Here is an 11731-nt window from a genome sequence, read left to right on the forward strand (position 1 = left end):
GGGGGTCCCCGTATTAAACGGGTCTCACCCGGCGCTCCGGGGGGTGAGGAAAGCAGTCCGGACACGCACCTCCGCAGGCCCCGGCACCCGGCCGACGACAACGCACCCGCAACCCCGCCGGAGGCGCACCCCGGCAGCCAACCGCGAAACCGCAACCCGCACCGCAACCCCAGCCCCCGCCGGCAGGCGCACCCCCGGCGGCACGCGCAGCGCCCCCCATGCACCCGTGACCCCCGCCGCGCGCGTCCGCCCCCCACCCCCTCCCTCCCTAGTCTCAACCCCAACTCGGGCGTTCCGGGGGCCTGATGCGGGAATCAGCCCCCACCCAGCCGCGCCGACCTCGGGGAGGGGCACGTGCTCAGCACCGCACTCAGCACCGCGCACCACGCAGACGTCGTCATCATCGGAGCCGGCCTCGCGGGTCTGGCCGCGGCTCATCATCTGACCAGCGCCGGGGTGAGAGTCAGCGTCCTGGAGGCCGCCCCCCACGTGGGCGGTCGCATGGCCACCGACCGGGTCGACGGCTTCCGGCTCGACCGCGGCGGGCGGCTGCTCACCACCTCGTATCCGGAGTTGCTGCGCACACCGGGTCTGGAGGGCGCCGCCCTGCGGATGTTCTCGCCGGGTGTGGTCGTGCACAGCGACGGACGGAACTACCGGACCGGGGCCGTAGGGAGCGCGCGGAGCGCACTGACAGTGGCACGCGCCCTGGCGAGCGCCCCCCGTCCACCGCTCGGCGGCGCGGTCGACCAGGCCCGGCTGGGCGCGGTCCTGGGCCGCCTCGCGGCGACGCCGACCTCCCGGCTGCTGGCCCGCCCCGAACGCACCGCGCTGGAGGCCCTGTCGGTCCGCGGTCTGCCCGTACGTACGGTCAACGGCTTTGTCCGCCCGCTGCTGTCCGCGCTGCTCTGCGACCCGGAGCTGACGACGTCGAGCCGGTGCGCGGATCTCGCGCTGCGCGCGTTCGCCCGGGGCAGGCTGTGTGTCACCGCCGGCGGCGCCTCCGTACTGCCCGAGTTGCTGGCGCGGGCGCTGCCGGAGGGCACGGTCCGTACGGACGTGTGTGTGACAGACGCGTCGATATCCGGCGTCTCCACCAAGGAGCACGGCGAGATCAGCTGCCGCTCGCTCGTGGTGGCGACCGGCGCGCGGGCCGCGGCCGAGCTGCTGCCGGGGTTGCGGGTGCCGGACTTCCACGCGGTGACGGTGCTGCACCACACCGCGCCTACGGCCCCGTTGACCGATCCGGCGCTGCTGCTGGACGCCGACCGGAGCGGACCGGTGGCGCATACGGCCGTGATGAGCGCGGTGGACCCCTCGCGCGCGCCTGAGGGCCGCGCACTGATCTCGTCGACGGTACTCGGGCCCCCTCCTCCGGCCGCGGTTCTCGACCGCACGGTCCGCGCGCAGCTCGCGCGGCTCTACGGGACGCCGACCGACGACTGGGAGCTGCTGGCCGTCCGTCACGACCCGGAGGCGGTGCCCGCGATGCCCCCGCCGCACGATCTGCGCCGTCCGGTAAGGCTGTTGTCGGGGCTGTACGTGTGCGGCGATCACCGCGATACGAACACGGTCCAGGGCGCGCTGTTCTCGGGCCGCCGCGCCGCCCACGCGATCCTGCGCGATCTGGGCGTACGCCCCGCGTACGGACCGGCGCGGCTGACGGCGGTGGCGTAGTCCGGCCCACGCGCACCCGCGAAGGCTCCGGTCCCGTCCGGGCGCCGACTCACCTCGGACGGGACCGGCTCAACTCCGGTGAGGCGCGGCCCTGTTCAGCCGAGCGCCGCGACCCGGTCGCGGTAGTTCCGTACGGCCGCCGCGTCGCGGTACGGCTCCAGCCGTCGTTCGAAGTCCCGTACGTACTCCACCGCCCGCGCCGACCGCATCTCGGTGGCCTGCCGCGCCGCCTCCGCACCCAGCAGACATGCCTGGTCCAGCTCGCCGAGGCCCAGACGGCCGCAGGCGAGCACGACACGGCAGAAGAGACGGCTGCGCGCGAACGCCGGGGAGCGCAGCTGGAGTGAGCGCTCGGCGTGCTGCACGGCGGCGCGGTACTGCTGGAGGTCGCGGTGGCAGTGCCCGAACTCGTCGGCGAGCTGCGCCTCGTCGAAGAAGCGGGCCCAGTGCGGTACGTCGTCGCCGGGGCGCGCCGTCTCCAGCGCGCGTTCCGCCCGTACGAGCGAGGCCGTACAGGCCCGCACCTCACCGAGGACGCCGTGCCCCCGGGCCTCGGCGGAGTGCAGCAGCGCCTGGACGACCGGGGGTGCGGACGCGCCGATGCCCTGCTGGGCGACACGGGCCAGCTGGACGGCTTCCCGGCCGTGGCCGAGATAGACCGCCTGGCGGCTCATGGTGGTCAGGACGTACGAACCGTACGCCCGGTCGCCCGCCGCCTGGGCGAGCCGCAGGGCCTGGACGAAGTAACGCTGGGCGAGGCCGTGCGCGGCGATGTCGTACGAGGTCCAGCCCGCGAGCCGGGTCAGATCGGCCGCGGCGGCGAAGAGTCTGCGCCCGGTGGTCTCCCCGTACAGACCGCGCAGCATCGGCTCGGCCTCGTGCTCCAGATAGCGGACGAGCGCCTGCCGGGCGTGGCCGCCGCCATAGGCGTGGTCGAGGGTGCGGAAGAGGTCACCGACCGAGCGCAGGGCCTCGATGTCCCCGGCGGTGACCCGCTGGCCGGCGGCGCGTTCGGTGCGCTGCCGGGGGACGGCCTGGGACGCGGCTCGTCCCTGGGTGGGCACGCGGGAGCCGTTCTGCGGGACGGCGGCCGGGTGGGCCACCCGCTCGTCGGGGCGTCCGATCAGCCAGTCACGGCTGGGGACGACCAGCCCGGCCGGGGTGAACGCGATCTTGCGCAGTTCGCTGTGGCTGCCGGAGTCCTTGCGCCAGAGTCCGCCGACGATGTCGACGGCTTCCTCGGGGGTGGAGGCGAATTCGAGGCCCGCGTAGACGGGGGCGCAGGCGTCCAGGCCGAGATCCTGGGCGGAGAGCCGGCGGCCGAGACGGCGGGTGAAGACCTCGGCGATCAGTGCGGGGGTGGTGCCGCGTGGTTGCTGTCCGCGCAGCCAGCGCGTCACCGACGTCTTGTCGTACCGCAGATCGAGGCCGTGCTCAAGACCGAGCTGATCCACCCGGCGGGCGAGACCTGCGTGGGAGAAACCGGCTTCTGAGATGAGCGCGGCGAGCTGGCGGTTGGGGATGCGCTGCGGAGGTCGTTCCGACATCAGCTGTACGGTCTCCTGCCTTCCGGGCCCGGGGAGCAGCCCTCATGGAACGGCGCGAATTTAGTAGCAGTGACCCGTTTCACCGGCAGCTTCGCCCCATATTCATCCGTTCGTGTGAGGATCGATGGCGTTGCCTGACAAGCGGGCGGCGGCGGTGCGGCAGGGGCCGGGTGGGCGACCTGGCGGAGGTCCGGAGGAGGCCCGGCAGGGGCCGGCGGGGGCCCGGCCGGGGCCCGGAGGAGGCCCCATGGCGTCCGGCCGGGGACCCGGCGGGAGGTGCCCGGAAGCACCTGCCCGGCTCGCCGCCGAGGGCCCGCCGTACAGTGGCGAAGGCGCGATATGTGCACGGTGAAGGTTCTGAAGGAGGCACTGCCGTGAGTGAGCTGCGGTACATCCGCCTGGGGTTCGGCGCGGAATCCGTCGAGTACCAGGAGGCATGGCAGGAGCAGCGCCGGGTACACGCGGCCCGCTTCGCGGACGAGATCCCCGACACCTGTCTGCTGCTTGAGCATCCGCCGGTCTATACGGCCGGACGGCGTACGGCGGACAGTGAACGCCCCCTGGACGGCACCCCCGTCGTCGATGTCGACCGCGGCGGGAAGATCACCTGGCACGGCCCCGGCCAGCTGGTGGGCTACCCGATCCTGAAGCTGCCGCGCCCGGTGGATGTCGTGGCGCACGTCCGCCGGCTCGAAGAGGCCCTGATCCGTGCGGCCGCCGAGTTCGGTCTGGAGACCTCCCGGGTGGAGGGCCGCAGCGGGGTGTGGGTGCTCGGGGATCCGGTGGCGGAGCGGCCGGCCGTGGGCAGGCTCTCGCTGGACTTCGATCCACGGGTGGCGGACGAGGAGTTCGACCCGCGGCTGAACGGTCCGGAGTACGCACCGTCCAACGCGGGCCAGCGCCGGGAGGACCGCAAGCTCGCGGCGATCGGTATCCGGGTGGCCAAGGGCGTGACCATGCACGGCTTCTCGTTCAATGTGAATCCGGACAACACCTGGTTCGACCGGATCGTGCCGTGCGGCATACGGGACGCGGGCGTCACCTCGCTGGCGTACGAGCTGGGCCGGGAGATCACGGTGGAGGAGGTCGTCCCGGTGGTGGAGAGGCAGCTGCGGGACGTACTGGAGCACGCGGAGCCGAAGCCGCGCGAGCGGGAGAGCGTACGGGAGAGCGAACGCGCGAACGAACGCGCGAACGCTTAGGGCGTGCGCGGCCTGGGGCGCGCACAGCCTGGGGGTTGGGCCGGCTCCTGGGCCGACCGGGGAATGTGTCCCTCTGGCCATGGGTTGGCCACACGTAATGCCACGCAAATATCGGGCGTAACCTGGTGTTCGCCGAAGAATCGAATGCCGCGCCAGCAGAGAGAGGTGCCGGACGTGTCCGCTGTCGCACCCGACGGACGCAAGATGCTGCGCCTGGAGGTCCGGAACAGCCAGACCCCCATCGAGCGCAAGCCCGAGTGGATCAAGACCCGGGCGAAAATGGGTCCCGAGTACAAGCAGCTGCAGAACCTCGTGAAGAGCGAGGGGCTGCACACGGTCTGCCAGGAGGCGGGCTGTCCGAACATCTTCGAGTGCTGGGAGGACCGCGAGGCGACCTTCCTCATCGGCGGTGACCAGTGCACCCGGCGTTGTGACTTCTGTCAGATCGACACGGGCAAGCCGGACGCGCTGGACCGCGACGAGCCGCGCCGCGTGGGTGAGTCCGTCGTCACGATGGACCTGAACTACGCCACGATCACCGGCGTCGCGCGCGACGACCTGGAGGACGGCGGCGCCTGGCTGTACGCGGAGACCGTGCGCCAGATCCACGCGCAGACGGCGGGGCGCGAGAGCGGCGCCACCAAGGTCGAGCTGCTCGTCCCGGACTTCAACGCCGTACCGGAGCAGCTGGCCGAGGTCTTCTCCTCCCGGCCCGAGGTGCTGGCGCACAATGTCGAGACGGTGCCGCGGATCTTCAAGCGGATCCGGCCCGGATTCCGGTACGAGCGCTCCCTCGAAGTGATCACGCGTGCCCGTGAGGCGGGTCTGATCACCAAGTCCAATCTGATCCTGGGGATGGGCGAGGAGCGCGCCGAGGTCAGCGAGGCGCTGCGGCAGCTGCACGAGGCGGGCTGCGAGCTGATCACGATCACGCAGTATCTGCGGCCGTCCGTACGACACCATCCGGTCGAACGCTGGGTGAAGCCGCACGAGTTCGTCGAGCTGAAGGACGAGGCCGAGGAGATCGGCTTCTCGGGTGTGATGTCGGGACCGCTGGTGCGGTCGTCGTATCGCGCGGGCCGGCTGTACCAGCAGGCGATGGAGCGGCGCGGCGCGGCGGTCAGCGCCCAGGCCCTGTAAGGGATTCGGGCCTCGGCCAGGCTGTGTGAATCCGAGCACAAGCGACTACCCGGCAGTAGCGACGAGTCGTCCGGCGGCCCGTACTTCCCCGCAGGTCATGGGGGTGTACGGGCCGCTTCCGCGTGTGCGGGGGCGGCCCGGGGGCCGCGTCAGGGTTTCATTCGCGTTTGACCGGTCGGTCACGCACTGGTAACACCAGTGAGTGACCCTGAATACACGTTCCGCGTACAGGTGTCCGCGCTTTCGCCTCTACGTTCACGTTCGCCTTCACCGCTCCTGAAGGGACCGCCGCCATGCCGGTCGCGCCGGTACGACCCGTCACCGAAGTGGTGGCGGCAGCCACCCCCCGCACCGGCATGGTGCTGCCCTCGGTCTCCACCGCGCTGCGCGCCGTGGAGTACCTGCTCCTGAGCGGCGGCCAGCGCACGGCCCGCCGTAACGCCTGGACGGCCGTGCTGGAGGACCGCCGCAGGGCCAGGGACCGGGTCGAGGCGGAGCATGTACTGGAGGCGGTGTCGGAGGCCACTTCCCACGCCACGTAAACTTCTGGCATGGCGAGGAAGGAAAACGCAGACACTGCTGCGAACCCCGGGCGACTGAAGCAGATCGCCCTTACCTACAAGATGACCCGGCGGGCCGACTCGAAGGTCGGTCTTGTCGTCGCGGGTGTGGGAATCGTCACCTTCGGTGTCTTCCTCGCGGTCGGCTTCTTGATCAACCACCCCATCTATCTGGGCATCCTGGGCTTCATCCTGGCGTTCCTCGCGATGGCGATCATCTTCGGCCGCCGCGCCGAACGGGCCGCCTTCGGACAGATGGAGGGCCAGCCGGGAGCGGCGGCGGCCGTCCTGGAGAACGTCGGACGCGGCTGGACCACCACGCCGGCGGTGGCGATGAACCGCAGCCAGGACGTCGTCCACCGGGCCGTCGGCAAGGCGGGCATCGTGCTGGTGGGCGAGGGCAACCCGAACCGGGTGAAGGGGCTGCTGGCGGCCGAGAAGAAGCGGATGGCACGCATCGTGGTGGACGTGCCGGTGCACGACATCATCGTCGGTGACGGCGAGGGCCAGGTGCCGCTGAAGAAGGTCCGTACGACGATGCTGAAGCTGCCCCGGGTGCTGGCCGGCCCGCAGGTGACGGCGGCCAACGACCGGCTGCGGGCGATGGGCGACCTGATGAGCAATATGCCGTTGCCCAAGGGGCCGATGCCGAAGGGGATGCGGATGCCGAAGGGCGGCGGAAAGCCGCGCTGATCGCCGCGTACACGTTCAGAGGGTGGTCCGGAACGCGAGTTCCGGACCACCCTCTTCTATGTGCTCATTGGCCGGACCGGACTCTAGATCCGCACCTGTACGGCGCGGGCGAGGCGGTCGTGGAGCCCGCGGGCGTCGCGGTCCCAGATCAGCGCGGGGATGGCCAGGCAGAGCAGCACGCCGCGTACGAACGCGCGGCCGAAACCGATCCGCTCGCCGCTCTCGGTGATGACCCGCAGGCCGAAGAGGCGCTTGCCGGGTGTGAAGCCGACCGTACCGAGGGTGAGCACGCTGAGTACGAGAAGGACGCCGAGGGCCCAGTTGCCCGATGCCTGCCAGTCACCCCCTGCGAGCAGCCCGTATGCGATCAGCATGCACAGCGCCCAGTCGACGAGGAGGGCGCCGAAACGCCGGCCGAGCGGGGCGACGGAGCCCGGTCCGTGCTCCGGCAGACCGAGCCGCTCGCCCCGGTAGCCGAAGTCGACGCCCATGTCCTCGGCCGCCGCGCGCGGGCCGGAGAGCCACGATCCGATTACTCGCCTGTTGTCCACCTGTCCACGGTACTGCGACCCGTTTTCGGCCCTCGGAACGGGGGTGGCCCCGGGCCGGGAACGGGGGGTGCGCGGGCGCCGGCGGAGGCGTCGTACGCCCCGGCGCGCACCCGGGCTGGTTAACTTCGGCGAAACAAATGGGTCATGCTGGAGAAATCCCGGAAACCTATGGTCGGGTCCAGCGTGTGCCACCGCACTGGCCGCACGACCGATAACCCCCGCCCCTCCCCGGGTCGGGAGGAGGAGGAGCTGGATGTTCCAGAACGCCGACGAGGCCAAGAAGTTCATCGCGGACGAGGACGTCAAGTTCGTCGACGTCCGCTTCTGCGACCTTCCTGGCGTGATGCAGCACTTCACGATCCCGGCGAAGGCGTTCGACCCGGCTGAGGAGCTGGCCTTCGACGGCTCGTCGATCCGTGGCTTCCAGGCCATCCACGAGTCGGACATGGCGCTGCGCGCGGACCTGTCGACGGCCCGGGTGGACCCCTTCCGTCGTGACAAGACGCTGAACCTCAACTTCTTCATCCACGACCCGATCACGGGCGAGCAGTACAGCCGCGACCCGCGCAACATCGCCAAGAAGGCCGAGGCGTACCTCGCCTCCACCGGCGTCGCGGACACCGCGTACTTCGGCCCCGAGGCCGAGTTCTACGTCTTCGACAGCGTGCGTTTCAACACCACCGCGAACGAGGGCTTCTACCACATCGACTCCGAGGCCGGCGCCTGGAACACCGGTGCGCTTGAGGACAACCGCGGTTACAAGGTCCGCTACAAGGGCGGCTACTTCCCGGCCCCGCCGGTCGACCACTTCGCCGACCTGCGTGCCGAGATCTCCCTGGAGCTGGAGGCGTCCGGCCTCCAGGTCGAGCGCCAGCACCACGAGGTCGGCACGGCCGGCCAGGCGGAGATCAACTACAAGTTCAACACGCTGCTCGCCGCGGCCGACGACCTGATGCTCTTCAAGTACATCGTGAAGAACGTCGCCTGGCGCAACGGCAAGACCGCGACGTTCATGCCCAAGCCGATCTTCGGCGACAACGGCTCCGGCATGCACGTACACCAGTCCCTGTGGCAGGGCGGCACCCCGCTCTTCTACGACGAGCAGGGCTACGCGGGCCTCTCGGACACCGCCCGCTACTACATCGGCGGCATCCTCAAGCACGCCCCGTCGCTGCTGGCCTTCACCAACCCGACGGTGAACTCGTACCACCGCCTGGTCCCCGGCTTCGAGGCCCCGGTCAACCTGGTCTACTCGCAGCGCAACCGCTCGGCGGCCATGCGCATCCCGATCACGGGCTCGAACCCGAAGGCCAAGCGCGTCGAATTCCGCGCCCCGGACCCGTCCTCGAACCCGTACCTGGCCTTCTCGGCCCTCCTCCTCGCGGGCCTGGACGGCATCAAGAACAAGATCGAGCCGGCCGAGCCGATCGACAAGGACCTCTACGAGCTCGCCCCCGAGGAGCACGCGGGCGTCCCCCAGGTCCCGACGTCCCTCCCGGCCGTCCTGGACGCGCTGGAGGCGGACAACGAGTACCTCCAGGTCGGCGGTGTCTTCACCTCGGACCTGATCGAGACGTGGATCGACTACAAGCGCACGAAGGAAATCGCCCCGATCCAACTGCGCCCGCACCCGCACGAGTTCGAGCTGTACTTCGACATCTAAGAGGCGGGGCCGGGCGCCCTGGGCGGAAGTCTGGAAACCAGCTATGACCTGCGGAATCACTTCTCGGCAGTTCTCTCTGTTCCCGCTTGTTTTCCATCGCCTTGTGCACCGCGTGTGCACCCGTCCAGCCAAAACCTGACCTCCCGTCAGCACAGCAGTGGGGCCGCACTCCGTCCGGAGTGGCGGCCCCACTGGTTTGTAAGCGCCGTCAAGACAAAGAACCTGTTCGGCCTGCCTTCTTGGTCTCCTGGTAACGGGCAGGGTCAGTGACCTGCGGGGATGGGTGCCGCAGGTCGAAGTCGGGGTATTCGGTGACGCGGAGGACCTGCCCGTCGCGGTCTCGTCGGTGTCCTTGACGCGGGCGGTGCGGTCGGTCATCAGGAGGGAACGCTCCTTGAGAATGGTGCGGCCATCAAACGGCTGATCTCGGCGGCCGAGTACGAGCTCAAGAGGTGGTTGATCCGGAGCGGGCTTCTTGGGGGATGCGATCTGCTGGCTCAGTCGTGCCTCTGAGGCACCGGCACGAGCGAGCGTGGAACCTCGGCTGAAGCGTCGGAATCGGATGTGCGGACTTCGCTCTCCGAAGCGGGCTCGGACATGGGCGCTGCAAGGCGGGGAAGGTGCCGCAAGGCGGTGGGGATTCTGCCTGTCGCCAAGTAGGGGATCTGTACCACGAGGTACATCAGCGGAGCGAGGAGAAGCAGGTACTCGGCGCCGAGCCCAAGGGCCTTGAATCCCGCGATCAGCCCGACTCCGGTGAGGAAAGCCAGGAGGTGAGCCATGACCATACGCCACGGCAGTGGCCCCTCTACGGGCACGGACTCTGCAGGCGCAGATTCTGCCGAAGGGACCATGCTCAAGGGCTCCTGACGCCCAAGGGCATCGATCAGGTGCACGATGTGCTCGGCGAGCACCCTTACCTGGGGACGATCACGAAGGCTGACCTCGAATGCGCTCCCCAACTGCTGGGACATGGCCACGCACTGCGTCAACTGAGACACAGGAGAAGGAGGGAGACGGAAACTACCCGACGCCCTCGCTCGGCCAGGCCCCAGACCTTCAGCTCGGCCTCGCCCCACTGCTTTGGATGTTGGACTCCCAGCCCGTTCAGCGCGCCTTCGGCTTCGCGGATCAGAGTCCGTACCTGGGTGTCCGTGCGGCCCCGTAGGAAGGACATTTGGTTGAGCAGTCGTCCTGGCTTTCTGACAGGGCGGGCCACAAAGACGAAACCGGCCAGAACTGCGGTGGGGGTCACAACAGTGGCTAGAGCTGACATGGCCGCATAGAAGTGAAAGAGGAGCTTCAATACCGGTCCCTTTAGTCCCTACGGGGTATGGAACCCTCTACCTCCAGCCGTCGACGGAAACCTCCGGGCCTCCCGTGAGGTACCGGTGGAGGGCGCTTGAGGTGGTGTCCACGAAGTTCTCGGGGATCGAGTCGGCGTCGACCCAGCAGACCTGGGCGTGCTTGCGTGGCTCGCGGTTTTCGGGTTCGCCGGTCCACTCATGGGCGGCGAAGACGACCGTGAGGAAGCCGTTGGGGGCTTCGACGCCCCAGGCCCCGTGGATGATGTGGGCGACCTTGAGGGACCCGGGCTTCACTGTGAGGCCGGTCTCTTCGTACAGCTCCCGGACTGCGGTCTCGGTGATGGGTTCGCCGGGCTCGCTCTTGCCGACGGGGAGGTCCCACATGCCCTGGGCGAACTTGGCGTTCTCGCTGCGCTGGAGGAGGACGACGCGGTTGGTGGCCTTGTCGTGAACGATCACGGCGGCGACCAGCAGGGTCATGGATTCCATGGCGGGCTTGAGGGCCTTCGGCTGGTCGTTGGTCTGCTGGGCCACGGTGTTCCCTTCGCCGGGCGGGTTGTTGGGCATGTTAGGCGAGGGCTTCGCGGGCGCGGCGGGCGAGATCGGCGGCGCCGGGTACCTTGCGCCGCTGGTAGACCGCGACGGTGGAGCGGATCGACGTGATCGCCTTGCGGGTGCGGTCGGAGGTCGTGCCCTCCATGAGGGTCAGTGCCTGGGACCAGGCCGCTACGGCCTCGTCGGCGCGGGCCTGGGTGGCGAGGCTGTCGCCGAGGTCGGCGTGGGTGAGGGCGTGGACGCGCTTGTACTTCTTGGGGTCCCAGCGGGTGAGGGCGTCGCGGTGCTGCTGTTCGGTGCCGACGTGGTCGGCAAGGTCGGTCAGCGTGCGGGCGGTATGGCTGGCCACGGTGCCGGCGGCGGGGCCGCTGACGCGGGAGTAACTGGGCTGGGGGCCGTCGTCCCGTAGGAGCGCGTCTTCGGCGGCGAGCAGGGCACGTGCGGCCAGAGGGTTCTCGTTGATGGCGGCATAAGCGCGGGCGTGGGTGATGTGGAGTAGCGCTTCAGTCTGGCCGTCGATGTGGCCGACGCCTTGGGCGAGGGCGGCTTCGGCGAGGTCGACGCAGTGGTGGGGCTGTTTGAGGCTGAGGGCTTGGTGGGCGAGGGCGCGCATCATCCAGGCGGCGTGGCCGTGGGGGTCGGCTTCGCAGGCGAGCTGGTAGCCGACCTGGTAGTAGCGCTGGGCAGCGCCTTCGTGGCCGAGATCGTGGTGTTTCCAGCCTGTTGTCGCCGCAGAGACTGTGTCCCATGCAGGTCGTGTCGCTTTAGGGGGCGGCGGTTGCTCCAGCCCGTGTCCCGTTGGCACGGTCCATCGTGTCGCTTTCCATGGCAATGAT

The 11731-nt window shown here is 69.7% G+C and carries 9 protein-coding genes and 1 pseudogene; 6 read left to right on the top strand and 4 right to left on the bottom strand.

What is annotated here, in order from left to right; translation table 11 throughout:
• Positions 1–354 precede the first annotated feature (354 nt).
• On the top strand, positions 355–1677 hold the full coding sequence (locus tag ACFRMN_RS00005; protein WP_383010782.1) for an NAD(P)/FAD-dependent oxidoreductase: 1323 nt from the start codon (positions 355–357) through the stop codon (positions 1675–1677).
• 95 nt (positions 1678–1772) lie between these two features.
• Here ACFRMN_RS00005 and ACFRMN_RS00010 read toward each other — a convergent pair whose 3' ends face one another.
• The gene (locus tag ACFRMN_RS00010) at positions 1773–3224 is read right to left on the bottom strand and encodes a regulator (protein ID WP_383010785.1); all 1452 of its coding nucleotides are present in this window, start codon (positions 3222–3224) and stop codon (positions 1773–1775) included.
• A 374-nt stretch (positions 3225–3598) separates the two neighbouring features.
• Between ACFRMN_RS00010 and lipB the strand changes: the two genes are divergently transcribed.
• The 4 genes from lipB to ACFRMN_RS00030 all read left to right on the top strand — a co-directional run bounded on the left by lipB (position 3599) and on the right by ACFRMN_RS00030 (position 6819).
• Positions 3599–4426 (top strand): lipoyl(octanoyl) transferase LipB, encoded by an 828-nt coding sequence (gene lipB, locus ACFRMN_RS00015; protein ID WP_383010788.1) that lies wholly within the window; start codon positions 3599–3601, stop codon positions 4424–4426.
• A 174-nt stretch (positions 4427–4600) separates the two neighbouring features.
• On the top strand, positions 4601–5566 hold the full coding sequence (lipA, locus tag ACFRMN_RS00020; protein ID WP_383010791.1) for a lipoyl synthase: 966 nt from the start codon (positions 4601–4603) through the stop codon (positions 5564–5566).
• Between the two features lie 356 nt (positions 5567–5922).
• Complete coding sequence (locus ACFRMN_RS00025; protein ID WP_383011983.1) at positions 5923–6108, top strand: hypothetical protein; 186 nt, start codon at positions 5923–5925, stop codon at positions 6106–6108.
• Positions 6109–6117: 9 nt separating this feature from the next.
• Positions 6118–6819: a DUF4191 domain-containing protein gene (locus ACFRMN_RS00030; protein WP_383010794.1), complete on the top strand. Its 702-nt coding sequence runs from the start codon at positions 6118–6120 to the stop codon at positions 6817–6819.
• An 83-nt stretch (positions 6820–6902) separates the two neighbouring features.
• Here the strand turns inward: ACFRMN_RS00030 and ACFRMN_RS00035 are convergent, their stop codons facing one another.
• Entirely contained in the window at positions 6903–7370 is a 468-nt protein-coding gene (locus ACFRMN_RS00035) for an RDD family protein (RefSeq protein ID WP_383010797.1), read from the bottom strand.
• Between the two features lie 253 nt (positions 7371–7623).
• Here ACFRMN_RS00035 and glnA point away from each other — a divergent pair, with 253 nt between their 5' ends.
• Positions 7624–9033 carry a type I glutamate--ammonia ligase gene (glnA, locus tag ACFRMN_RS00040; protein WP_383010800.1) on the top strand — a complete coding sequence of 470 codons (1410 nt, stop codon included), beginning with the start codon at positions 7624–7626 and terminating at the stop codon, positions 9031–9033.
• A gap of 1343 nt (positions 9034–10376) precedes the next feature.
• Here glnA and ACFRMN_RS00045 read toward each other — a convergent pair.
• Complete coding sequence (locus ACFRMN_RS00045; RefSeq protein WP_383010803.1) at positions 10377–10907, bottom strand: NUDIX domain-containing protein; 531 nt, start codon at positions 10905–10907, stop codon at positions 10377–10379.
• A gap of 1 nt (position 10908) precedes the next feature.
• Positions 10909–11622: pseudogene (locus ACFRMN_RS00050) on the bottom strand (hypothetical protein); the annotation flags it as partial.
• Between the last annotated feature and the right edge of the window lie 109 nt (positions 11623–11731).

The organism is Streptomyces sp. NPDC056835 (genome assembly GCF_042789485.1).
GTDB lineage: Bacteria > Actinomycetota > Actinomycetes > Streptomycetales > Streptomycetaceae > Streptomyces.

What these genes read in the sequence shown, in the direction of transcription:
- ACFRMN_RS00010 (WP_383010785.1), bottom strand. Translation starts at nt 3,224, where the DNA reads ATGTCGGAACGACCTCCGCAGCGCATCCCCAACCGCCAGCTCGCCGCG.
- ACFRMN_RS00025 (WP_383011983.1), top strand. Translation starts at nt 5,923, where the DNA reads ATGGTGCTGCCCTCGGTCTCCACCGCGCTGCGCGCCGTGGAGTACCTG.
- ACFRMN_RS00030 (WP_383010794.1), top strand. Translation starts at nt 6,118, where the DNA reads ATGGCGAGGAAGGAAAACGCAGACACTGCTGCGAACCCCGGGCGACTG.
- glnA (WP_383010800.1), top strand. Translation starts at nt 7,624, where the DNA reads ATGTTCCAGAACGCCGACGAGGCCAAGAAGTTCATCGCGGACGAGGAC.
- ACFRMN_RS00045 (WP_383010803.1), bottom strand. Translation starts at nt 10,907, where the DNA reads ATGCCCAACAACCCGCCCGGCGAAGGGAACACCGTGGCCCAGCAGACC.